Raw genomic sequence first — 22,588 nt, 5'->3', positions numbered from 1 at the left:
GGCGCGCCGGCCGGTTCAGGCCAGGCATGTCGGGCCGGGCGCGCCGGCCAGCCGGGTCAGGCGGGCCGGGTCGGGTCCGTCAGAACCCGAGGCGGTTGAGCTGCTTCGGGTCGCGCTGCCAGTCCTTGGCGACCTTGACCCGCATGTCGAGGTAGACCTTGGTGCCCAGCAGCGCCTCGATGCCGCGGCGTGCCTCGGTGCCGACGTGACGCAGCCGGGAGCCGCCCTTGCCGATCACGATGGCCTTCTGCGAGTCGCGCTCGACGAAGATGTTGACGCGCACGTCGACGAGGGGGTTCGCGGGGTCGCGGTCCTCGCGCGGGGTGATCTCGTCGACCACGACCGCGAGCGAGTGCGGCAGCTCGTCGCGCACGCCCTCGAGCGCGGCCTCGCGCACGAGCTCGGCGACCATGACGGACTCGGGCTCGTCGGTCAGCTCGCCGCCGGGGTACAGCTCGGGCCCCTCGGGCAGGTACGAGACGAGCACGTCCGCGAGGGTGTCGACCTGGAACCCCTCGACGCCCGAGACCGGCACGATGTCGGCCCAGTCGCCGAGCGCGTCGACGCTCATGAGGTGGCGCGCGAGGGTGTCGCGGTCAACGAGGTCGGTCTTGGTCACGACCGCGACCACGGGCGTGCCGCGGCGACCCCGCATGACGTCGGCGAGCTGCTGCGCGATGAACCTGTCCCCCGGCCCGACCTTCTGGTCGGCCGGCAGGCAGAACGCGACCACGTCGACCTCGGAGAGCGTGTCGCGCACGAGCAGGTTCAGACGCTCCCCGAGCAGCGTGCGCGGGCGGTGCAGGCCGGGCGTGTCGACGAGGATCAGCTGGGCGTCGTCGCGGTGCACGATCCCGCGGATGGTGTGGCGCGTCGTCTGCGGGCGGCCCGACGTGATCGCGACCTTCTGCCCGACGAGCGCGTTGGTGAGCGTGGACTTGCCCGCGTTGGGGCGGCCCACGAAGCAGGCGAAGCCCGAGCGGTGCTCGGGCGCAGGGGTGGTCACCGGTGGCGCTCCTTCAGGTCGTGCTCGGCCGGACGTCCCGCACCCGAGCTCTCGTGCTCGGGGGGTTCGGGCGCGCGGTGCACGAGCACGGTCGCGAGCTGCTTGCGCCGCCCCTCGATGCGCTCGGCGGCGAGCACGAGCCCGTGCGCCTCGGCCGTGGCTCCCGCGAGGGGGACCTTGCCGAGCGACTTGGCGAGCAGGCCGCCCACCGAGTCGACGTCGTCCTCGTCGATGTGCAGGCCGAACAGCTCCCCGAGCTCGCCGATGGGCCACCGCGCGGGCACCCGGTAGGTGTCGTCGTCGAGCGCCTCGACCTCGGGCTCGGGCTGGTCGTGCTCGTCGGTCAGCTCGCCGACGAGCTCCTCGAGCGCGTCCTCGATCGTCACGAGACCTGCGACGCCGCCGTACTCGTCGACCACGAGCGCGATGTGCGACGACGCGGCCTGCATCTCGCGCATGAGCTCGTCGACCGGCTTGGACTCGGGCACGAACATCGCGGGGCGCACGACGTCGCCCACGGTGAGCGCCTCGTCGGCGCGCGCGTGCAGCGCGGCCACGACGTCCTTGAAGAACGCGACGCCCACGAGGTCGTCGGTGTCGGTGCCCGTGACGGGGATCCGCGAGAAGCCGGAGCGCTGGAACAGCGTGAGGGTCTTGGCGAGCGGCGTCGTCGCGCGCGTGGTGATCATGTCGGTGCGCGGCACCATGATCTCGCGCGTGAGCGTCTGCCCGAGCTCGATCACGGACCGGATGAGCTCGCGCTCGTCGTCCTCGATCTCCTCGGACTCGCTCATGCGGTCGGCGACCTCGCGCGCCTCGCGGTCGGTGCGCTCGGGCGCGGGCAGCGACTCCTCGGGCACGGGCAGCGCCCAGCGCGTGAGCGCCGCCACGCCGCCGAGCAGGCTCGCGAGCGCCACGACCACGCCGACGGGGTTGGCCCGCCCGACCGTCGCCGGGCTCACCCGCACGAGCGCGACCGCGACGAGCACCGCGACGCCCGTGGTCACGAGGAGCACGAGCCACCACGCGTCGAACCAGCCGTCGAGCACGACGACGACCGCGGCGACCGCGACCCACTGCGCCACGACCCGGGCCACGGCCACGGCCTGGGCGGTCGCGGCGTCGTCCTCCACGAGCACCTGGGCGCGTTCGACGCGCTGCAGGCGCGCGGCGCTGCCGCTCGCACGCGCCTCGGACTCGGCGTCGACGAGGCCCGAGCGCGTCGCCCGGGCGAGGGCGACCTCGCCCGCGGCCAGGACCGCGGCGAGCGCGGCCGCGAGGACGGCGACCGCGAGGGCCAGGCCCAGGGCGGCGCCGCTCATCGGCTCGCGAGGAAGGTCAGCAGGAGCTTGCGCTGCAGCGCGAACATCTCCTTCTCCTCCTCGGGCTCGGCGTGGTCGTAGCCGAGCAGGTGCAGGATCCCGTGGGTCGTCAGGAGCAGGAGCTCCTCGACGGTCGAGTGCCCCGCGACCGCGGCCTGCTGCGCGGCGACCTCGGGGCACAGCACGATGTCGCCGAGCAGGCCCGCGGGCGTCACGTCGCCCTCGCGACCCGGGCGCAGCTCGTCCATGGGGAACGACAGCACGTCGGTCGGGCCGGGCTCGTCCATCCACTTCACGTGCAGCTCGGCCATGACGTCGGACTCGACGAACAGCACCGCGAGGTCCGTCTGCGGGTGCACGTACAGCGCGTCGAGCACGTACCGGGCGAGGGCCGCGAACTCGGCCTCGTCGACCACGGTCTCCGACTCGTTGTTGACCTCGATGCTCATCGGGCGTCCTTCGTGGTGGGGCGCACGTCCCAGCGGGCGTACGCGTCGATGATGTCGGTCACGAGGCGGTGCCGGACGACGTCGGACGACGTGAGCCGGCAGAACTCGACGTCGTCGACGCCCGTCAGCACGTCCTGGACCACGCGCAGGCCGGACGCCGTGGCCCCGGGCAGGTCGACCTGCGTCTGGTCACCCGTGACGACCATGCGCGAGCCGAACCCGAGTCGCGTGAGGAACATCCGCATCTGCTCGCTCGTCGTGTTCTGCGCCTCGTCGAGGATCACGAACGCGTTGTTCAGGGTGCGCCCGCGCATGTACGCGAGCGGCGCGACCTCGATCGTGCCGGACTCGAGCAGCCGCGGGATCGTGTCGGGGTCGACCATGTCGTGCAGCGCGTCGTAGAGCGGGCGCATGTACGGGTCGATCTTGTCGGACAACGACCCGGGCAGGTAGCCGAGCCGCTCGCCCGCCTCGACCACGGGCCGGGTGAGCACGATCTTGGAGACCTGGTGCGCCTGGAGGGCCTGCACGGCCTTGGCCATCGCGAGGTACGTCTTGCCGGTGCCCGCCGGGCCGAGCCCGAACGTCACGGTGTTGACGTCGATCGCGTCGACGTACGCCTTCTGCCCGACCGTCTTGGGGCGGATCGTGCGCCCGCGGTTCGACAGGATGTTGAGCGTGAGCACCTCGGCCGGTCGCGAGGCGGTCGCGGCGGTCAGCATCGCGATCGAGCGCGTGACGACGTCCGGGGTCAGCGTCGTGCCGCCCTCGACGACCTCGACGAGCTCGTCGAGCAGCCGGGACGCGAGCGCGACGTCCCCGGGCGGGCCCGAGACCGCGATCTCGTTACCGCGCGCGTGCACGTCGACCGCGGGGAACCCCGCCTCGACCGCGCGCAGCACCGCGTCGCCGCTGCCGAGCAGGGCGACCATCGGCACGTGCGTCGGGACCACGATGCGGTGCTCGACGTGCGGGGCTGACGCCGCCTGCGACCGGGACTGCGAGGACCGGGACTGCGAGGTGGGGGATGTCATGGGCCGGCTCTCGCCGCTGCGCTCCTTCGATGGTCCGTCCCTCCCGGCGGGAGGTTCGGGACCATCCTACCGAGGGCGGACGACGTCGGTCGCGCGCTTTGCCCCGACGCGCCCCGGTCTCAGGCGGGCTGCCAGCCGAGCTGCGTGCCGCCCAAGACGTGGCCGTGCACGTGGAACACGCTCTGCCCGGCGCGCGGGCCCGAGTTGAACACGAGGCGGAACTGGCCGTCCGCGAGCGTCCCGGCGACCTCGTCGGCGAGCGCGACGACGTCGGCCAGGAGCGCCGGGTCGGCGGCCGCGAGCTGCGCGATGTCGCCGTGGTGGTCGCGCGGGACGACGAGCACGTGCATGGGTGCCTGGGGGTCGATGTCCTTGAACGCGACGACGCGGTCGTTCGACGCGACGGTCTCGGACGGGACCTCGCCCGCGACGATCTTGCAGAACAGGCAGTCGGTGCTCTCGGTGCTCATGCCGCCACGCTAGCGCGTCGCCGCGCGGCTCGCGTTGCCCGCTGGGCCGTCGAAGCCTGCACAGCCGTCGAAGCCCGCGCGGCCGGCGCGGCTCAGACCCCGGCCCAGCGGCCGAGGCGCTCCGAGATCAGCGCGATCGCGACCGGGCCTGCGGTCGAGGTGCGCAGCACGTGCGGGCCGAGGCGGGCGAGGCTCGCGCCCGCCTCGCGCAGCGCGTCGACCTCGCCCGCACCGATCCCGCCCTCGGGGCCGACCACGACGAGCAGCTCGGGCCCGCGGCCCGCGGCGGCGGGCTCGGGCAGCACGACGTCCGCGAGCGCGGTCGTCGCCTCCTCGTGCAGCACGACCGCCGCGCCGCCCGCCGCGACGACGTCGCGCACGCGCGCGGCCAGCGCCCTGGTCGCGACGACGCCGCCGACCTCGGGCACGCGCGCGCGGCGGGCCTGCTTGGTCGCGGCGCGCACGGTCGAGACCCAGCGCGCCCGGGACTTCTCGGCGCGGTCGCCGCGCCAGACCACGATCGACCGCTCGGCCTGCCACGGCAGGATCGCGTCGGCGCCGACCTCGGTCGCCGCCTCGATCGCGAGCTCGTCGCGGTCGCCCTTGGCGAGCGCCTGCACGAGGGTCACCACGACGTCGGGCTCGGGCTCGGCCACGACCTCGTCGACGTCGAGCAGCACGCGCGCGCCGTCGACCTCGGCGACCGTGCAGCGCAGGCGGGTGCCCGCGCCGTCCGCGACGTCGATGCGCTCCCCCGGCGACCGGCGCTGCACGACCCCGGCGTGACGGCCCTCGGGCCCGTCGAGGACGTACCGCGACCCGGCCGCGTGGGCGGCGACGTCCGCGGGCTCGGCGAAGAACACGGGTGCGCTCATGGTGACCCTCTCGCGTGGTTGACCGGTCGGCGGGCTAGCGGCCCGAGAACTTGTCGCGCAGGCGCGAGAACACGCCCGGGTGCGCGGCGGAGAGCCGCGGCTCGGGGCGCTCCTCGCCGCGCGCGCGGGCGAGCTGACGCAGCAGCTCCTCCTGCGCCTCGTCGAGTCCCGTGGGGACCTGGATCTCGACGTGCACGTTGAGGTCGCCACGGCCCGAGGCGTGCAGGTGCCCCACGCCGAGGCCCTTGAGCGTGATGATCTGCCCGGGCTGCGTGCCGGGGCGCAGGTCGACCTCCTGCATGCCGTCGAGCGTGTCGACCTCGAGCACCGTGCCGAGCGCCGCCGCCGTCATCGGGACCTGGAGCGTGCAGTGCAGGTCGTCCCCACGGCGCAGGAACGTCTCGTGGTTGCGCTCGCGGATCTCGACGTACAGGTCGCCGGCCGAGCCGCCGCCGGGGCCGACCTCGCCCTGCGCGGTGAGCTTGATGCGCGTGCCCGTGTCGACGCCCGCGGGCACGTTCACGGTGATGGTGCGGCGGCTGCGCACGCGTCCCTCGCCCGCGCACTCGACGCACGGCTCGGGGATCACGGTGCCGAAGCCCTGGCACGCGGCGCACGGCTGGGTCGTCATGACCTGGCCGAGGAACGAGCGCGCGACGCGCTGGACCGTGCCGCGGCCGTGGCACACCTCGCACGTGCGCGGCGAGGTGCCAGGTGCGCAGCACGAGCCCGAGCACGTGCCGCACACGACCGCGGTGTCGACCTGGATCTCGCGCTTGGCGCCGAACGTCGCCTCGGCGAGGTCGATGTCGAGCCGCACGAGGGCGTCCTGGCCGCGCCGGGCGCGCGGGATCGGGCCACTCTGCTGGCCGCCGCCGAAGAACGTCTCGAAGATGTCCTGGAACCCGAAGCCGCCGCCCTGGCCGCCGCCCGGCGCCGACGGGTCGGAGCCCAGGTCGTACTGCTGGCGCTTGTCCGGGTGCGAGAGCACCTCGTAGGCGCGCGAGACGTCCTTGAAGCGGTCCTCCGCCTCGGGGCCGGCCACGTCGGGGTGCAGCTCGCGCGCGAGCTTGCGGTACGCCTTCTTGATCTGGTCCTGGCTCGCGTCGCGGGCCACGCCCAAGGTCTCGTAGTAGTCGCTCACAGGTCCTTCTCTGCTCCAGCGGTGCTCTGTCGGTCGGAACGTTCGTGTGGTGCGGGGGCGTGCGGTGCGGTGCTGCTCACGAGGCGAGGATCCGCGACAGGTAGCGCGCGACCGCGCGCACCGTCGCGATCGTCGCCGGGTAGTCCATGCGGGTCGGGCCGATCGACCCGACGAGGGCCACCGCGTCGTCGTCCGACCCGGTGCCGTACCCGCTCGTGACGACGGACGCGTCGACGAGGCCGGCGAGCTGGGTCTCGTGGCCGATGCGCACCGCGACGCCCGAGGTGCCGTCGGCCGCCATCTCGGTCAGCAGGTTGAGCAGCACGACCTGCTCCTCGAGGGCCTCGAGGACGGGCCGCAGCGCGTGCTCGAACCGCATGCCGGCCTGCGCGAGGTTCGCGGTGCCCGAGAGCAGGATCCGCTCCTCGGACTCCTCGCCGAGGGTCTCCACGACGAGCGCGCCGACCTGGCGCACGAGGCCCTGGTCGTCGGGCCGGACCTGCGCGGCGAGACCGTCGAACGCGGTCGCGAGCTCGCTCAGCCGCTTGCCCGCGGCGGCTACGTTGAGGCGCACGCGCAGCTCGGCGAGCGACACCTCGTCGCATGCCGCGTCGAGCTCGAGCACACGCTGCTCGACGCGCCCGGTGTCGGTGATGATGACGACGAGCAGCCGGGTGGGCGCGAGCGGGACGAGCTCGAGGTGCCGCAGCCCCGAGCGGCGCAGCGACGGGTACTGCACGACCGCGACCTGGCCCGTGAGCTGCGCGAGCAGCCGGCCGGCGCGCGCCACGACGTCGTCGAGGTCGACCGCGTCGGACAGGAACGTCTCGATCGCACGCTTCTCGGGGCTCGAGAGCGACTTGATGGTCGAGAGCCGGTCCACGAACACGCGGTAGCCCTTGTCGGTCGGGATGCGCCCGGCCGACGTGTGCGGCTGCGTGATGTACCCGGCGTCCTCGAGCACGGCCATGTCGTTGCGGATCGTCGCGGACGACACGCCCAGGCCGTGCCGCTCGGCGATCATGCGCGAGCCCACGGGCTCGCGCGTGGTCACGTAGTCCTCGACGATCGCGCGCAGCACGTCGAGGCGTCGTTCGTCGCTCACGGCACCTCCTGCGTCGATCGTCGTCGTGGACCGGCGCCCCGTGGGCGCCCGGCGGGCGTGCTTGCACTCGCCCGGCCCGAGTGCCAATCCTACGGTGCCGGACGACGCGTGCGGGAGGTTTCGCGGCGAGCGTGACCCCGGCGGGTCGCTGCGTGGCCCCACGAGGCCCCCGGCCTAAGGTCTCGTGCGTGAGCATCGACCGGTACGGACCAGACGTCCTCGCCGCGGGCCCCGGCGGCACCGCGCACCACCGCACGCGCCCGCAGGCCACGCAGCGCGCCGCCGAGACGGGCCTCGTGGTCGAGGACGTCGAGACCGGCTGGGTCGGGGCGGTCGTGCGCGTCGAGAAGTCGGGCGGCATGCACGTCGTCGTGCTCGAGGACCGCCACGGCCGCACGCGCACGTTCCGGCTCGGCCCGGGGTTCTGGGTCGACGGCGCGCCCGTCGTCCTCGTCCCGCCGGTCCCCCGTCGCGTCAACGCGAAGGTCGCGCGCACCGCGTCGGGCTCGCGCGCCGTCGTCGGTGCCCGCGCCCGCGTCGCGCGCGGCAGCCGGATCTGGGTCGAGGGCAAGCACGACGCCGAGCTCGTCGAGAAGGTCTGGGGCGACGACCTGCGCGTCGAGGGGGTCGTGGTCGAGATGCTCGACGGCGTCGACAACCTGGCCGAGCGGCTCGCCGAGTTCGGGCCGAGCCGTGAGCGCCGCGTGGGGGTGCTGGTCGACCACCTGGTGCGCGGGAGCAAGGAGCAGCGCATCACTGACGACGTGCTGCGGGGCGTCCCGCAGGGCACGGTCATGGTGCTCGGGCACCCGTACGTGGACGTGTGGCAGGCGGTCAAGCCTGCCCGCGTCGGTCTCGACGCGTGGCCCACGATCGAGCGCGGCACCGAGTGGAAGCACGGGATCCTGCGCGAGCTGGGGTGGCCGCACGACTCGCAGGCCGACGTGGCGCGCGCGTGGCAGCGGATCCTGGGTGCGGTGCGCGGGTTCGCGGACCTCGAGCCGTCCCTGCTCGGCCGTGTCGAGGAGCTCATCGACTTCGTGACGGCCGAGCAGGGGTAGCGCTCAGCCGCCGAGCAGCGACTCGAACGACGGCGCCGAGGCGAACGGGTCGTCCGCCTCGCCGCGCGGCTCGCGCGCGGCGACGGTGCGCGCGAGTTCCCGACCGGCGCGCGTGATGCGCTCGCCGAGCGCGGCCTCGCCCCCGGTCGCGTGGCCGGACGCGGCCCAGTCGTCGGTCGCGGCGAAGACCGCGGTCGTGGCGACGTCCGCCCGCAGGTAGGCGAACAGCGGGCGCAGGGCGTGGTCGAGCGCGAGCGAGTGCCGCGCGGTGCCGCCCGTGGCGCCCAGGAGCACGGGGGTGCCCGCGAGCGCGTCCTTGTCGAGCACGTCGACGAACGACTTGAACAGGCCCGCGTAGGACGCGGTGAACACCGGGGTCACCGCGACCACGGCGTCGGCGTTCGTGACCTTCTCGATCACGTCCGCGAGCTCGCCCGTCGCGAATCCGGTGAGCATCGCGTCGACGACGGGGTGGGCGACGTCGCGCAGTTCGACGACCTCGAGCTCGGCGTCGACGCCCTGGTCGCCGAGCGCGGCCACCGCCGCCTGCCCGAGCCGCTCGGCGAGCATCCGGGTCGACGACGGCCGGCTGAGGCCCGCCGAGAGGGCGACGATCCTGCGTGCGGTCACGGCGTGCTCCTTCGTCATCGGGTCACGGCGTCGGCGGCGTCGACGTCGTCCTCGGCCGTGCGGCCGGTCCAGTGGTCGGCCGCGGCCACGACCTGCTCCGCGATCCGGCCCTCGGCGCGGGCCGCCGCGACACGCTGGGCGTGGCTCGGCGGGTCGGACGGCACGTGCGCGGGACGCGCGGCCTCGGCCTCGCGGCGCAGCACGGGCACGACGTCCTCGGCGAGGATGTCGATCTGCTCGAGCACGGTCTTGAGCGGCAGGCCCGCGTGGTCCATGAGGAACAGCTGGCGCTGGTAGTGCCCGACGTCCTCGCGCATCTTCCCGTAGCGGTCGATGACCTGCTGCGGGCTGCCGACCGTGAGCGGCGTCTGCGCCGAGAAGTCCTCGAGCGACGGACCGTGGCCGTACACGGGCGCCTCGTCGAAGTACGGGCGGAACTCGCGCACCGCGTCCTGGCTGTTGCGGCGCATGAACACCTGCCCGCCGAGGCCGACGATCGCGGTGTCGGCCGGCCCGTGCCCGTGGTGCTCGTAGCGCTGGCGGTAGTACCGCACCATCTGCCGGGTGTGGGACATCGGCCAGAAGATGTTGTTGTGGAAGAACCCGTCGCCGTAGTAGGCGGCCTGCTCCGCGATCTCCGGGCTGCGGATCGACCCGTGCCACACGAACGGCGGGACGCCGTCGAGCGGGCGCGGGGTCGAGGTGAAGCCCTGCAAGGGCGTGCGGAACCGCCCCTCCCAGTCGACGACGTCCTCGGTCCACAGGCGGCGCAGCAGCGCGTAGTTCTCGACCGCGAGGTTGATGCCCTCGCGGATGTCCTTGCCGAACCAGGGGTAGACGGGGCCCGTGTTGCCGCGGCCCATCATGAGGTCCATGCGCCCGTCGCTGATGACCTGGAGCATCGCGTAGTCCTCGGCGATCTTCACCGGGTCGTTCGTGGTGATGAGCGTCGTCGAGGTCGAGAGCGTGATGTTCTTCGTGACGCCCGCGAGGTAGCCGAGCATCGTGGTCGGCGACGAGGGCACGAAGGGCGGGTTGTGGTGCTCGCCCGTGGCGAAGACGTCGAGGCCGGCCTCGTCCGCGTGCCTCGCGATCGTGAGCATCGAGCGCACGCGCTCGGTGTCGTTCGGCGTGGTGCCGTTCGTGGGGTCCGTGGTGACGTCCCCGACCGTGAAGATCCCGAACTGCATGGTTGCTCCCGTGCCCCTCGTGCTGCGCTCAGATCGATACGTTTGCATCGACATGGGCGCCAACAGCGAGGGGCACGGGGTTGTTCCCGCGTCGACGGGAGGACCTCGTGCGCCGCCTCGCGCCCGACGACGACGGGCGGGTCAGTGGATCTGGTCGCGGTGGGCGTACTTCTGGATCGTCTCGGCCGTCTGCACGATCGCGACGTAGAACTCCAGCAGGATCCGGAACATGATCAGGTACAGCAGCGCGAAGACCGGGCCGAAGATCAGCACGAAGAGACCGCCCCAGACGCTCTGCGTGAACGCCGCGATCATCGCCACGAACCACCCGAGCACGATCAGGGCGATCCCGATCACGTAGACGATCCGGACGACCTTGGGCGTCACGTAGTTCGTGAACGAGAAGTCGAACAACGACCCGAACAGACCCTTGGCGTCGCCCTGGAGCTCGGTGCCGAGGCGCCCCGCGTCGAACCCGGGCCGCGCGTGGTCCTGCCCCGGAGGCGGGCCCTGCGGAGGCGGGCCCTGCGGCGGCGGGCCCTGCGGCGGCGGAGGTCCGTAGCCTCCGGACGCCCCCGGCGCAGGCGCGGCGTACCCGCCCGGAGGCGGCGCGGCACCCGGGACCGGCTCGGTCGGCGGGACCGGACGTGTCGGGTCCTGCGGGTTCTCGGACGACGGGTTCTCGGACGTCGGGTTGTCGGACACGATGCCTCCCTGGTGCGGCGGACGTTGTCCCTGCGAACGTAGCCACCTGGACGCACCGACGCCCGCGCAGGGGACGAGTTCATCCCCCGCGCGGGCGTCCGTGGGCCACCCTGCGGGCGGCGGCGACGTCAGACCGGCTGCTCGCCGATCAGCCGCCGGTAGACGAACGCGACCGCGATCGACGCGATCGGGAACGTCACGAGCAGGCCGACGAAGCACAGCACGAAGCCGAGGATCGTGAGGCCGATGACCGCGAGGATCGTCAGGATCACGACGCCCGGGCTGTCCGCGACGAGCCGGAAGCTCGACCCGATCGCCGTGAGCGCGTTCTCGCCCTTGTCGATCACGAACATGAGCGCGAACGTGAGGAAGAAGTTGATCACGAGGATCGCCAGCGCACCGAAGAAGGGCACGAACGCCAGCACCAGGTTGATCAGGCCGATCACGACGCCGAGCAGCACGATCCCGCCGAGGTTGCGCACCGCGAAGAAGTCGCCGAGCGACACGCGGGCCTTGCGCGTCTGGGCGAGGGCACCGTGCGAGGCGAGCGACTGCACGACGAACGAGATCACCGCTCCGATCGCGCCGAGGAGAGCCGAGCCGAACGTGAGCGCGGGCACCTCGATCGACTCGGGGTCCGACCAGTCGACGTCCTGCAGCGCCCGGACCTGCGGGCTGAAGATCCCCGAGACGATGCCGGAGATGACACCGATCACGATGACCGCGAGGATCCAGACGCCGGCGTTCGACTTGAACTTGTCCCAGCCGTAGCCGACCGCCTGACCCACGCGCACGGGGCCGCCGTACGACGCCGGAGCGCCCCACGGCTCCTGGGGCGGCGGTGCGGACGGGAAGCCGCCCGGGGGCGGGTAGCCACCACCCGGCGGCGGGTAACCACCGGCCGGCGGGTAGCCGCCCTGCGACGGCGGGACGGGCGGCTTCTGCTGCCCGTACGGGTTCTCGTTCTCCGGCGGCTGCCCGACGGGCGGATTCTCACTCATGCCCCTACTGTCCCCGACGCGGCGCGCTGCGTCCCGCCGAACCGCCGCGTCCCCCCGAACCGCCGCGGACGCCGGCTCACGTCCGCGGACGCCCGCACCCGTCCGTGCCCCGTTCCGCTACCTTCGCCCCGACCTCTCCCGACGAGACGCCAGGAGCTCCCGTGAGCACACCCCCGAACGACCCCTACGGCCCGCAGCCCGGGCAGCCCGGCGAGAAGGGCGACCGACCGGAGGGCCAGCCGTACGGCCCGCCCGGCGGCGGCCCCGAGGGCCAGCACCGGCCCACGTACGCCCAGGGCGCGTACTCGCAGCCGTCGGCGCCGCTGTCCCCGCAGGACGAGAAGACGTGGGCCGTCGTCGCTCACATCGGCCCCGTCGTGGTGTCGTTCCTCGCGCCGCTGCTCGTCTTCCTGATCTTCCGCGGCCGCGGCCCCTACCTCGAGGACCAGTCGAAGGAGGCGCTGAACTTCCAGATCACGGTCGCGATCGCGTACGCCGCGAGCGGGGTGCTCGCGGCGCTCACGTTCGGGCTGCTGGCCTTCCTGCCCGCCCTCGTGTGGGTCGCCGCCCTGGTGTTCGAGATCCTCGCCGCGCTCGCCGCGAGCCGGTTCGAGTACTACCGCTACCCGCTCACGCTGCGCCTCGTGAAGTAGCCGGCCGTGCGGGGCCTCAGTCCGTGAGGTCCCGCACCACCGCGTCGGCGAGCAGACGCCCGCGCAGGGTCAGCAGCGCGCGTCCCGTGACGGCGGCCCGCCCGTCCAGGAGCCCCTGCGCCACGAGCCCGGCGACCGCGCGGCGTCCGCCCGGCGACAGGACCGCGAGGTCGAGCCCTTCGCGCAGACGCACCCCGAGCATGACCCGCTCGAGCTGGGCCGAGGCGGCCGACAGGGCCTCCTGGCCGGCGGCCGGGCTCTGCCCGGCCTCGAGGAGCGCGGCGTACCGCCGCGGGTGCTTGACGTTCCACCAGCGCAGACCCGCAGGACCTTCGCTCGGCTCCCCCGTGCCGGACGTCGCGTCGGGAGCCGCGAGGTACGAGTGCGCTCCCGGCCCGATCCCCCACCAGTCGTCGCCCCGCCAGTAGGCCAGGTTGTGCCGGCACGCCTGCTCCGGCGTCCGCGACCAGTTCGAGACCTCGTACCAGCCGAGGCCGGCCTCGCGAAGGACGGCGTCCGCGACCTCGTACTTCGCGGCCTGGTCGTCCTCGGTCGGCAGCGCGACCTCGCCGCGGCGCACCTGTGCGGCCATCTTGGTGCCGGGCTCGACCACGAGCGCGTACGCCGAGACGTGGTCGACACCGGTCGCGAGCACGGTGTCGAGGCTCGCGCGCCAGTCGTCGAGGCTCTCGCCCGGGGTGCCGTAGATGAGGTCGAGCGAGACCGCGAGCCCCGCGTCGCGCGCCCAGCGCACCACGTCGGGGATCCGCGCGGGGTCGTGCGTGCGCTCGAGGGTCGCGAGCACGTGCGGCACGGCCGACTGCATGCCGAACGACACGCGCGTGAAACCGGCCGCGGCGAAGGTCGCGAGGGACCCGGGCGTGACCGAGTCGGGGTTGGCCTCGGTCGTGACCTCCGCGTCGGGCGCCAGGCCCCAGGTGCCGCGCACGCCGTCGAGCATGCGCGCGAGGTCGCCCGGCGGGAGCATCGTGGGCGTCCCGCCGCCGACGAACACGGTCGAGGCCTCGCGCGCGCACACGCCCGCGGCGTCGAGCACACGACCCGCGAGGTCGATCTCGCGCAGCGCCGTGTCGGCGTACGCGGCCTGGCTCGCCCCGCCGCCGAGCTCGGACGCGGTGTACGTGTTGAAGTCGCAGTACCCGCAGCGCACCGTGCAGAACGGCACGTGCAGGTACACCCCGAACCGCGACGAGCGCGGCCCGCCCACCCAGTCCGGCAGCGCGCCGTCGGCCGGGGCGGGATTGCCGTCGGGCAGGGCGGGGCTCACTTCTTGGACTTGTCCTTGGTCTCCTTGCCGCCGCCGCCGTCGGACGACAGCGCCGCGATGAACGCGTTCGGGGGCACCTCGACGCGACCGATGGTCTTCATGCGCTTCTTGCCCTCCTTCTGCTTCTCGAGGAGCTTGCGCTTGCGGGAGATGTCGCCGCCGTAGCACTTGGCGAGCACGTCCTTGCGCATCGCGCGGACCGTCTCGCGGGCGATCACGCGCGCACCGACGGCGGCCTGGATCGGCACCTCGAACTGCTGGCGCGGGATCAGGTCCTTGAGCTTGCCGGCCATCATCGTGCCGTACGAGTACGCGGCGTCCTTGTGCACGATCGCGCTGAACGCGTCGACCTGCTCGCCCTGCAGGAGGATGTCGACCTTGACGAGGTCGGCGACCTGCTCGCCCGTGGGCTCGTAGTCGAACGACGCGTAGCCGCGCGTGCGGGACTTGAGGTGGTCGAAGAAGTCGAACACGATCTCCGCCATCGGGAGCGTGTACCGCATCTCGACGCGGTCCTCCGAGAGGTAGTCCATGCCGTGCAGCTCGCCGCGGCGCTGCTGGCACAGCTCCATGACGGTGCCGATGAACTCGCTCGGGGTCAGGACCGTGGCGCGCACGACCGGCTCGTGCACGGCCTTGATCTTGCCGCCCGGGAACTCGCTCGGGTTCGTGACGACGACCTCGGTGCCGTCGTCCGTGATCGCCCGGTAGACGACGTTGGGCGCGGTCGAGATCAGGGCGAGGTCGAACTCGCGCTCGAGGCGCTCGCGCACGATCTCCAGGTGCAGCAGGCCCAGGAACCCGACGCGGAACCCGAAGCCGAGCGCGACCGACGTCTCGGGCTCGTAGTTGAGCGCCGCGTCGTTGAGCTTGAGCTTGTCGAGCGCGTCGCGCAGCACCGGGTAGTCGGAGCCGTCGATCGGGTACAGGCCCGAGAACACCATCGGCTTGGGGTCGGAGTAGCCGCCGAGCGCCTCGGCCGCGGGCTTGGCCGAGTTCGTGACCGTGTCGCCGACCTTCGACTGCCGCACGTCCTTGACGCCCGTGATCAGGTAGCCGACCTCGCCCACGCCGAGGCCCTTGGTCGGGGTCGGCTCGGGCGAGCTCACCCCGATCTCGAGGAGCTCGTGCACGGCCTTGGTCGACATCATCGCGATGCGCTCGCGCGGGCTCAGGTTGCCGTCGACCACGCGCACGTACGTCACGACGCCGCGGTAGGTGTCGTACACCGAGTCGAAGATCATGGCGCGCGCCGGGGCGTCCGCGTCGCCCACGGGCGCCGGGATCGTCTGCACGATCTTGTCGAGCAGCGCCTCGACGCCCATGCCGGTCTTGCCCGAGACGCGCAGCACGTCGTCCGGGTCGCCGCCCACGAGGCCCGCGATCTCCTCCGCGTACTTCTCGGGCTGCGCGGCCGGCAGGTCGATCTTGTTGAGCACCGGGATGATCGTGAGGTCGTTCTCCATCGCGAGGTACAGGTTCGCGAGGGTCTGCGCCTCGATGCCCTGGGCCGCGTCGACCAGCAGCACCGCGCCCTCGCACGCGGCGAGCGAGCGCGAGACCTCGTACGTGAAGTCGACGTGCCCGGGGGTGTCGATCATGTTGAGCGCGTGCGGCTGCCCGTCGACCGCCCACGGCATGCGCACGGCCTGCGACTTGATCGTGATGCCGCGCTCGCGCTCGATGTCCATGCGGTCGAGGTACTGCGCCCGCATGGCCCGCTGCTCGACCACGCCCGTGAGCTGCAGCATGCGGTCGGCGAGCGTCGACTTGCCGTGGTCGATGTGCGCGATGATGCAGAAGTTGCGCAGCAGCTCGGGCGCGGTGGCCGCGGGCTGGATGAGCTCGTCCTGGGCAGCGGTGGGGATCGGTGACAACGCGGGTGCGCTCCATGTCCGGGTGGCGGGCGGTGGTCCACCATTGTCCCATGACGCAGCACGCCGCCGGTTCCCCCGCGCTCGACCACCTCGCGGAGCTCGCGCGCGTCCAGGACCTGTTCGCGGACGCCGTCCGCCGGGCCTCCCCCGACGCGCCCGTCCCGGGGTGCTCGCCCTGGACCGTGACCGACCTCGTCGAGCACGTCGCCGGGGTCCACCGCTGGGCCGCGGGGCACGTGCGGGCGGGCCTGCCGGACGGCGCGCCCGCCGCGCTGCGCTCCCCCGCCGACGCCGACCCCGGGGCCGGGTCGCTCGCCGAGCGGTACGCGCCGGCCGCGGACGAGCTGCGTGCCGTGCTCGCCGCCGCGCCGCCCTCGGCGGTCGTGCCGACGCTCGTGGGCGACGCCCCGTCGACGTTCTGGCGGCGGCGCCAGCTCCACGAGGTGCTCGTGCACCTGGTCGACGTCGAGGCCGCGCTCGCCGCGGGCGACCTCCCGGGCAAGGGCCACGCCCGGTCGCTCGGCGTGGGCCCTGCGGTCTGGGCCGACGCGGTCGACGAGATCGTGCACGTGATGGCGCCGCGCCAGGTCGCGCTCGGCCGCCTCGACGCGCTCCCGTCGGTGCGGCTCGTGGCGGACGACGTCCCCGGGCCCGGTCCAGACGCCCCGCACCGGGTCTGGGAGCTGGGGTCGGAGCCCGACGCGGTCGAGGTGCGCGGTCCCGCGCGCGAGCTCGCGCTGCGGCTGTGGCGGCGCGAGGGCGACGACGCGCCCACGCTGACCGTCGCGGGCGAACCTCGCGCGTGGCAGGCGGTGCTGGCCTCCGCGCTCACGCCCTGAGTGCGCCGGAGTGCCGGACGCCCGCGCGAACGGTGCCTGACGGCCCGAGAGTCAGCGTCGGATGTGCCGCACGCTGGTCACGACCCTCCGCAGCCCTCCCACGAGCCGACCGTCCGTGCTCGGCCGGAGCGCGAGGCCCCACAGGCGTGCGATCTCGTCGGCGACCTCGGGCACCGTGCGGTCGTCGGTCACCACGTGCTCGGCGAACACGGGGGCGGACAACGCGTCGAGCCCACGGTCGAGCTGCTCGAGCGCCCACGCCTCGCGACGCAGCCCCACGCGCGTCATCCCGACGCGCGCGGCGATCGCCCCCACCCCCGCACCACGCCCCGCGAGTCGCCGCACGACGGTCTCGCGCCGGGCAAGGAGGGCGACGTGCCCGACGTCGTGCCCGAGCTCCCGCAGCCGCCCGACGGTCTCGTCGAGGTAGCGCGGACTCGTCACGGTCATCGGCACGACCACGTCTCCGCCCGCGCCGCGCAGGGCGAGGTCGAGCACCTCGACGACCCCGGCACGCCACGCGGCGAAGTCCTGGAAGTCGGGGCGGAGCGCGGGCGGGGTGCTGCGCTGCAGGCCGAACCCGATGTGCTCGGGGTCGCAGACCACGCTGCCCGGGAGCCTGCGCGCGATCTCGTGGACCGTCTGCGTCTTGCCGACCTCGAACGGCCCGTTCACCCAGATCAGCATGCGCGCACGGTACCGGACGGCGCGGGGTAGTGACCGGTAGATTGCCTCGGTGAGCAACCGCAGCCTGACCCGCTTCCTGACCGACCTCGTGCGCTCGCTGACGCGCCCGTCGAGCCGCACGTCACGTCCGGCACGCACCCCCCGCCCGTCGGCCGGCCCACGGCCGGGGCCACGCGCGGGGCGGGGCGGGGCTGCGTCGTCCGGCACCGTGGACGCCCGGGGCGCCTACCCGGGAGACTTCACCGGGCGCGTGACGCCCGAGTACGCCCCGGACCTCGACGGCAACGCCGATCCCGGCGAGGTCGTGTGGACGTGGGTGCCGTACGAGGACGACCCCAGCCAGGGCAAGGACCGGCCGGTGCTGATCGTCGGGCACGACGGCGCGTGGCTCCTCGCGCTCATGCTCACGAGCAAGGACCACGACCTCGACGCCGCGCAGGAGGCCCGCTGGGGCCGCTATTGGCTCGACATCGGCGCCGGGCCGTGGGACCGCCAGGGCCGGCCGAGCGAGGTGCGGCTCGACCGCGTGATCCGGGTCGACGCGACGCAGGTGCGGCGCGAGGGCGCGGTCATGCCGCGCGGCACGTTCGACGCGGTGGTGCGCGGGATCCAGCAGCACGGTCACTGACCGCGCACGGACGGCGAGCCCGAACGAGGGCTCCTGGATTCGGCTCGCCGATGCTGGTATCGTTGAAACTCGCGTGTCCGCCCAGGTCGGCGGGCACAGTTCCAGCTCCTCACCACGGGTTCCCCACCCCAGTCCCGGCGCTGGAACCGCCCTCTACGACCTATCCGCTCGCTTCGGCGAACACACCAGGAAGTCCCAGACGTGGCAAACATCAAGTCTCAGATCAAGCGCATCAAGACGAACGAGAAGGCGCGCCTGCGCAACAAGGCCGTCAAGTCGGAGCTCAAGACGCACATCCGTCGCGTCCGCGAGACCGTCGCCGCCGGTGACAAGGACGCAGCGAACGCTGCCCTCGTCGTCGCCTCGAAGAAGCTCGACAAGGCCGTCTCCAAGGGTGTCATCCACCAGAACCAGGCTGCCAACAAGAAGTCGGCTCTCGCGAAGGCCGTCAACGCGCTCTGATCAGCACGTTCTCTCCCGGCACCGCCGGGAACCGAGAGGCGCCACCCGCACGGCGGGTGGCGCCTCTCGCGCGTTCGGGTCCGTGAGCGCGACGGTCCCGCGACCCGCGCTACCGCGAGGCCGCGCGGGCGACCGTGAGCACCGCCCGCTCGACGGCGAACACGGGGTCCCGGCCGCCACCCTTGACGTCGGCGTCGGCCTGCGCGACGGCCGTGATCGCGGCGGCCAGACCGTCCGGGGTCCAGCGCGTGAGCTCCTTGCGGGCGCGGTCGACCTGCCACGGCGCGAGACCGAGCTCCTTGGCCCCGAGCCCGCCGCCGCGCATCGCGGCGACCTTGGCCAGCGCGCGCAGCTTCATGGCGAGAGCCGCCACGAGCGGCACCGGGTCGGCGCCGGTCGCCAGCGCGTGCCGCAGCAGGGCGACCGCCTCGCCCGCGTCGCCCGCGGCGGCGGCGTCGGCGACGCGGAAGCCCGTCGCCTCGACCCGGCCGCCGTAGTAGCGGTCCACGACCGCGGTCGTGATGGTGCCCGTCGTGTCGGACGCGAGCTGCGAGCACGCCGCCGCGAGCTCGCGCAGGTCGTTGCCGAGTCCCTCGACGAGCGACCGCACCGCGGCGGCGTCGACCTTGCGCCGCAGGGACCGGAACTCGGACGAGACGAACGCGGCCCGGTCGGCGTCCTTCTTGATCGGGTCGCACGCGACCACGGGGGCGCCCGACGCCCGGATCGCGTCGAGCATGCGTTTGCCGCGCTGCCCTCCCCCGTGCACGACGACGACCGTCGTCGCCGGGTCGGGCGCGGCGGCGTAGGCGGTCATGTCGGTCACGAACGCGTCGCTGCACGCCTCGGCGCCGCGCACGACCACGACCTTCGCCTCGTCGAACAGCGAGGGGCTCGTGGCGACCGCGAGCATCCCCGCGTCGTACGTCGCGGCCTCGAGGTCGACCCGCTCGAGCTCGGGGTCGCCGACCAGGCCGAGCTCCTCGTCACCCTCGCGCGCGACCGCGAGCACGCGCGCGACGGCCCGCTCCGCGAGCAGCCCCTCGGTGCCCTGCACGAGCACGAGCGGCGCGGGGACCACGGTGCGCCAGTCGGCCGACCCGCCCTTCGCGGCGGACGACCGGGCGGACGAGCGAGCAGGTGCGGGCATGGCACTAGGGTGCCACGGCCCGCCCACGCTCCTGGCGCAGACGTCGGACGACGGCGCCCGCGGCGTCGCCCAGCACGGACCCCTCGCGCGGGTCGGGCACCGGCACGAGGACCCGGACCGCGACCCCGGCCACGACGGTCAGCACGGCGAGCAGCGCCGCCCCGGGCAGGCCGCCGGGCCACGGCGCCGCGGCCCCCGGGACCGCGGCGAAGAGCGCGGCCACACCCGCGATCCAGCCGGTCGCGAGCCCCGCGACCCACGCGATCCCTGTCGCGGCCGGCGCCCAGAGCGGCGCGACGAGCGCTGCGACGAGGCCCAGGACGGTCGCCGGTGCGAGCGCGAGACCGGCGACGAGGTTCGCGGGCACCCCGTACGTCGCGATGCTCGGGGAGAGCAGCACCAGCACCGGCCCGCACGCCGCCTGCGCCGCGACCGGGACGGCCAGCGCGAACGCGACCGGGCTGCCCGTCCACGGCTCGAGGCGCCGCACGATCGGCGTCGTGAGCGTCACGAGGCCCGCGGTCGCGACGGTCGAGAGCACGAACCCGTACGAGCGCGCGAGCCACGGGTCGACCACGAGCAGCACGATCACGGTCGCCGCGAGCGCGGGGACCGCGCGGGCGGGTCTCCCGAGCCCGAGCGCGACGATCCCGACGGCGCCGGTCGCGGCGGCCCGCAGCACGCTCGGGTCGGGCCGCACGAGCACCACGAATGCGACCGTCGCCAGCGCGGTCGCCACGATGCGGCCCCAGCGCGGCACGCGCGACGCCGAGCAGCACCACGCGAGCGTCGCGACCACGATCGCGAAGTGACCGCCCGAGACCGCGGTGACGTGCGTGAGGGACGTCGCGAGCATCGCCGCGTCGACGTCGTCGGGCACGCGCGTCGTGTCGCCGACCGCGACGCCCGGCACCAGGCCCCGCGCCTGGGGGCTGAGCCCCTCGGTCGCCCGCAGGAGCGCCGTGCGGATCGTCGCGGCGGCCGAGAGGCCCGGACCCGCCGCGGCGAGATCCTGTGGCGGCCCGTCGACCACGAGCCGCGCGACGGCGTCGCTCACGCCCGTCGCCTCCCGCAGGCGGCCGCCGGCGAGCACCGTCGAGCCGACCACGACCGTGGACCAGGTCGCGTCGCCCTCGACGTCGAGCACCGCACCGCCGCGCGTCGTGACCGCCCGGGCGTCGAGCTCGACGACCCGGACCTGCAGGCGGACCGTCTGCTCCCGCGACCACGGGCTCGCGCGCGGCCGCGGGTCGGTGAGCACGACGGCGACGACCCGTGCGCTCGTCCCGGTCGTGGCGAGATCGGCGACGTCTCCCGTGCCGGACGCCGCGACGTGCCCCGCCCCCGAGGCCAGGACCGCGGCGGTCGCCGCCGCGACGAGCACGAGCTGCCCCACCGCACCCGTCCAGCGGGAGCCGGTGCCCTCCACGCCGTGGGGGGTGCGAGAGTCGTGGAGCATGCGGGAGTCGTGGAGCATGCGGGAGTCGTGGAGCATGCGGGAGTCGTGGAGCCCGGTCGCGACGTCGAGCACGCGCACGACGAGAAGCAGCAGCGCGACCGCGGCGATCGCGCCGAGCGCGAGGCCCGTCGCGCGCTCCGCCGCGAGCCCGGGGACGCACCACGCGACGGCCCAGGCCACGCACGCCGCGGGCACGAGACGCAGGTCGTGCCCGCTCACGTGCGCACGAGGTCGCGGATCTTGGCGAGCACCGCAGGCCCGATCCCGCTGACGTCGGCGAGCTCGTCGACCGTCGCGAACGGCCCGTTCTGGGCGCGATGGTCGACGATCCGCTGCGCGAGCACCGGCCCGACGCCCGGGAGCGTATCGAGGGCTGCCACGTCCGCGGTGTTGACGTCGACGACGGCGCCGACGCCGGTCGCGCCCGCTCCCCCCGCCTCAGCACCGCCCTCCGAGCCGCCGCCCGTCGAGGTGCCACCGCCCGAGCCGCCGGTGTCCACGGGCGGGTCGCCGGGCGCGGGCACCCGGATCTGCTCGCCGTCGACGACGAGCCGCGCGAGGTTGAGCGCACCGAGGTCGGCCTCGCCGTCCGCACCGCCGGCCGCCGTGATCGCGTCCGCGACGCGGCTGCCCGCCGCGAGGGTCACCAGACCCGGCGTGCGCACGTGGCCCGCGACGTGCACGACCACGCTCCCGGCGTCCGGACCGGCGGTCCCCGCGGTGGCGGCGCTGCCGCCCGAACCGGAGCCAGTGCCCCCGTCAGCTACCCCTCCCGCGGTGCCCGCCGGGGCGGGGGATCCGTCGCTGTCGCCGCTCGCGTCCGCCACCGGCGCGTCGCTCGCCGCGACCGCCGGCCGCACGTCGTCGAGCGGCACGACGGGACCGCCCGCGCGCGTGAGCGCGAGCCACACGACGACCGCGCTCAGGGCGAGCAGCACGACGGTCCCGACGGTTGCCGTGCGCAGGTCGACACCGACGCGCACGCGGGGACCGTCGCGCTCCCCCGCGCGCTCCGGCTCGTCGTCGAACCCGACGAGCGGCACGCCGTGCGCCGCCCGGTACGCGGCGACGGCTCCTGCGGCGCTCGGGCGCCGGGGCTGCGTGACCTCGTCAGGACCGTCGTCCGGTCCCGCGTCCGACCCGCTGCTGGAACCGCTGCTGGATCCGCTGCTGAAACCGCTGCTGGAACCGCCGCCGGGCCCGCCGTCGAGCCGCCCCGGCGGCCCGTCGTCGGTGGCGCCGTCGAACGCCTCGACGCGGCGGCTCGGCGGCCGAGCGGCGAGGGCGTCGAGCCGGCGGGCACGGGCGTGGTCGGGCGCTGAGGTCGGCACGCGCGCGACGCTACGGCGCGCCGGACCACCGCGGCTCAGGCCGGGACGACACCTGTGGGGCGGGCGCTCTCAGCGCACCCTGTGGACGACGTTCCCGCCCTCGCACGCCGCACGGCAGCGCGGCGTCGGGGCGAAATCGGCGGGTCAGCGCGTCACAGCAGCGCGGCGTCGTGGCAGCGCGACGTCGTGGCAGCGCGGAGTGGTGGCAGCGCGGCGTCGTGG

Annotated in this window: 23 protein-coding genes; 5 read left to right on the top strand and 18 right to left on the bottom strand. The window is 74.2% G+C overall.

Annotation, left to right across the window (positions count from 1 at the left end; genetic code table 11):
- Positions 1 to 79: 79 nt before the first annotated feature.
- The 8 genes from era to hrcA form a co-directional block, all read right to left on the bottom strand.
- A complete protein-coding gene (era, locus tag CLV28_RS07070; protein WP_100422621.1) occupies positions 80 to 1,006 on the bottom strand; it encodes a GTPase Era in 927 nt (308 codons plus the stop codon).
- Positions 1,003 to 2,328 carry a hemolysin family protein gene (locus CLV28_RS07065; protein WP_100422620.1) on the bottom strand — a complete coding sequence of 442 codons (1,326 nt, stop codon included), beginning with the start codon at positions 2,326 to 2,328 and terminating at the stop codon, positions 1,003 to 1,005. The genes era and CLV28_RS07065 overlap by 4 nt, the downstream gene beginning before the upstream one ends.
- The gene (ybeY, locus tag CLV28_RS07060; protein WP_100422619.1) at positions 2,325 to 2,777 is read right to left on the bottom strand and encodes an rRNA maturation RNase YbeY; all 453 of its coding nucleotides are present in this window, start codon (positions 2,775 to 2,777) and stop codon (positions 2,325 to 2,327) included. The genes CLV28_RS07065 and ybeY overlap by 4 nt, the downstream gene beginning before the upstream one ends.
- A complete protein-coding gene (locus CLV28_RS07055) occupies positions 2,774 to 3,811 on the bottom strand; it encodes a PhoH family protein (protein ID WP_100422618.1) in 1,038 nt (345 codons plus the stop codon). Before CLV28_RS07055 ends, ybeY begins: the two co-directional genes overlap by 4 nt.
- A 119-nt stretch (positions 3,812 to 3,930) precedes the next feature.
- Positions 3,931 to 4,281 (bottom strand): HIT domain-containing protein, encoded by a 351-nt coding sequence (locus CLV28_RS07050; RefSeq protein WP_100422617.1) that lies wholly within the window; start codon positions 4,279 to 4,281, stop codon positions 3,931 to 3,933.
- A 92-nt stretch (positions 4,282 to 4,373) separates the two neighbouring features.
- The gene (locus CLV28_RS07045; protein ID WP_100422616.1) at positions 4,374 to 5,156 is read right to left on the bottom strand and encodes a 16S rRNA (uracil(1498)-N(3))-methyltransferase; all 783 of its coding nucleotides are present in this window, start codon (positions 5,154 to 5,156) and stop codon (positions 4,374 to 4,376) included.
- Between the two features lie 34 nt (positions 5,157 to 5,190).
- The gene (gene dnaJ / locus CLV28_RS07040) at positions 5,191 to 6,300 is read right to left on the bottom strand and encodes a molecular chaperone DnaJ (protein ID WP_100422615.1); all 1,110 of its coding nucleotides are present in this window, start codon (positions 6,298 to 6,300) and stop codon (positions 5,191 to 5,193) included.
- Positions 6,301 to 6,376: 76 nt separating this feature from the next.
- Positions 6,377 to 7,405, bottom strand: coding sequence for a heat-inducible transcriptional repressor HrcA (gene hrcA / locus CLV28_RS07035; RefSeq protein WP_100422614.1), 1,029 nt, complete (start codon positions 7,403 to 7,405; stop codon positions 6,377 to 6,379).
- Between the two features lie 188 nt (positions 7,406 to 7,593).
- Here hrcA and CLV28_RS07030 point away from each other — a divergent pair, with 188 nt between their 5' ends.
- Positions 7,594 to 8,466 carry a DUF3097 domain-containing protein gene (locus CLV28_RS07030; protein ID WP_100422613.1) on the top strand — a complete coding sequence of 291 codons (873 nt, stop codon included), beginning with the start codon at positions 7,594 to 7,596 and terminating at the stop codon, positions 8,464 to 8,466.
- Positions 8,467 to 8,469: 3 nt separating this feature from the next.
- On the opposite strand, the gene CLV28_RS07025 is transcribed toward CLV28_RS07030, so the two are convergent.
- From CLV28_RS07025 to CLV28_RS07010, 4 genes are all read right to left on the bottom strand, one after another.
- Positions 8,470 to 9,096 (bottom strand): FMN reductase, encoded by a 627-nt coding sequence (locus CLV28_RS07025; RefSeq protein ID WP_308440372.1) that lies wholly within the window; start codon positions 9,094 to 9,096, stop codon positions 8,470 to 8,472.
- 14 nt (positions 9,097 to 9,110) lie between these two features.
- The gene (locus CLV28_RS07020) at positions 9,111 to 10,286 is read right to left on the bottom strand and encodes an LLM class flavin-dependent oxidoreductase (RefSeq protein WP_100422611.1); all 1,176 of its coding nucleotides are present in this window, start codon (positions 10,284 to 10,286) and stop codon (positions 9,111 to 9,113) included.
- A gap of 141 nt (positions 10,287 to 10,427) precedes the next feature.
- On the bottom strand, positions 10,428 to 10,991 hold the full coding sequence (locus tag CLV28_RS07015) for a DUF4282 domain-containing protein (RefSeq protein ID WP_100422610.1): 564 nt from the start codon (positions 10,989 to 10,991) through the stop codon (positions 10,428 to 10,430).
- Positions 10,992 to 11,119: 128 nt separating this feature from the next.
- Positions 11,120 to 11,992: a DUF2189 domain-containing protein gene (locus CLV28_RS07010; RefSeq protein ID WP_157802555.1), complete on the bottom strand. Its 873-nt coding sequence runs from the start codon at positions 11,990 to 11,992 to the stop codon at positions 11,120 to 11,122.
- A 161-nt stretch (positions 11,993 to 12,153) separates the two neighbouring features.
- Between CLV28_RS07010 and CLV28_RS07005 the strand changes: the two genes are divergently transcribed.
- Positions 12,154 to 12,645 (top strand): DUF4870 domain-containing protein, encoded by a 492-nt coding sequence (locus CLV28_RS07005; protein WP_100422608.1) that lies wholly within the window; start codon positions 12,154 to 12,156, stop codon positions 12,643 to 12,645.
- A gap of 16 nt (positions 12,646 to 12,661) precedes the next feature.
- Here the strand turns inward: CLV28_RS07005 and hemW are convergent, their stop codons facing one another.
- Both hemW and lepA read right to left on the bottom strand, forming a co-directional pair.
- The gene (gene hemW, locus CLV28_RS07000) at positions 12,662 to 13,933 is read right to left on the bottom strand and encodes a radical SAM family heme chaperone HemW (protein ID WP_100422607.1); all 1,272 of its coding nucleotides are present in this window, start codon (positions 13,931 to 13,933) and stop codon (positions 12,662 to 12,664) included.
- Positions 13,930 to 15,810, bottom strand: a complete 1,881-nt coding sequence (lepA, locus tag CLV28_RS06995; protein WP_100422606.1) for a translation elongation factor 4 — start codon at positions 15,808 to 15,810, stop codon at positions 13,930 to 13,932. The genes hemW and lepA overlap by 4 nt, the downstream gene beginning before the upstream one ends.
- A gap of 50 nt (positions 15,811 to 15,860) precedes the next feature.
- On the opposite strand from lepA, the gene CLV28_RS06990 reads away from it, so the two are divergent.
- Entirely contained in the window at positions 15,861 to 16,649 is a 789-nt protein-coding gene (locus CLV28_RS06990; RefSeq protein WP_157802554.1) for a maleylpyruvate isomerase N-terminal domain-containing protein, read from the top strand.
- Positions 16,650 to 16,700: 51 nt separating this feature from the next.
- On the opposite strand, the gene CLV28_RS06985 is transcribed toward CLV28_RS06990, so the two are convergent.
- The gene (locus CLV28_RS06985; RefSeq protein WP_100422604.1) at positions 16,701 to 17,336 is read right to left on the bottom strand and encodes an AAA family ATPase; all 636 of its coding nucleotides are present in this window, start codon (positions 17,334 to 17,336) and stop codon (positions 16,701 to 16,703) included.
- Between the two features lie 49 nt (positions 17,337 to 17,385).
- Between CLV28_RS06985 and CLV28_RS06980 the strand changes: the two genes are divergently transcribed.
- On the top strand, positions 17,386 to 17,964 hold the full coding sequence (locus CLV28_RS06980) for a type II toxin-antitoxin system PemK/MazF family toxin (RefSeq protein ID WP_239073094.1): 579 nt from the start codon (positions 17,386 to 17,388) through the stop codon (positions 17,962 to 17,964).
- 201 nt (positions 17,965 to 18,165) lie between these two features.
- Positions 18,166 to 18,426 (top strand): 30S ribosomal protein S20, encoded by a 261-nt coding sequence (rpsT, locus tag CLV28_RS06975; protein ID WP_100422603.1) that lies wholly within the window; start codon positions 18,166 to 18,168, stop codon positions 18,424 to 18,426.
- 109 nt (positions 18,427 to 18,535) lie between these two features.
- Here rpsT and holA read toward each other — a convergent pair whose 3' ends face one another.
- The 3 genes from holA to CLV28_RS16000 are packed head-to-tail and all read right to left on the bottom strand — an operon-like array spanning position 18,536 to position 22,366.
- Positions 18,536 to 19,576, bottom strand: coding sequence for a DNA polymerase III subunit delta (holA, locus tag CLV28_RS06970; RefSeq protein WP_100422602.1), 1,041 nt, complete (start codon positions 19,574 to 19,576; stop codon positions 18,536 to 18,538).
- Positions 19,577 to 19,580: 4 nt separating this feature from the next.
- Positions 19,581 to 21,254 carry a ComEC/Rec2 family competence protein gene (locus CLV28_RS06965; protein WP_100422601.1) on the bottom strand — a complete coding sequence of 558 codons (1,674 nt, stop codon included), beginning with the start codon at positions 21,252 to 21,254 and terminating at the stop codon, positions 19,581 to 19,583.
- Positions 21,251 to 22,366, bottom strand: coding sequence for a ComEA family DNA-binding protein (locus CLV28_RS16000; RefSeq protein WP_100422600.1), 1,116 nt, complete (start codon positions 22,364 to 22,366; stop codon positions 21,251 to 21,253). Before CLV28_RS16000 ends, CLV28_RS06965 begins: the two co-directional genes overlap by 4 nt.
- Positions 22,367 to 22,588: the final 222 nt, after the last annotated feature.

Source organism: Sediminihabitans luteus (genome assembly GCF_002797595.1).
GTDB classification, from domain to species: Bacteria; Actinomycetota; Actinomycetes; order Actinomycetales; family Cellulomonadaceae; genus Paraoerskovia; species Paraoerskovia lutea.
The sequence above is the reverse complement of the archived record's forward strand: the minus strand, read 5'-3'. Positions and strand labels throughout refer to the sequence as shown.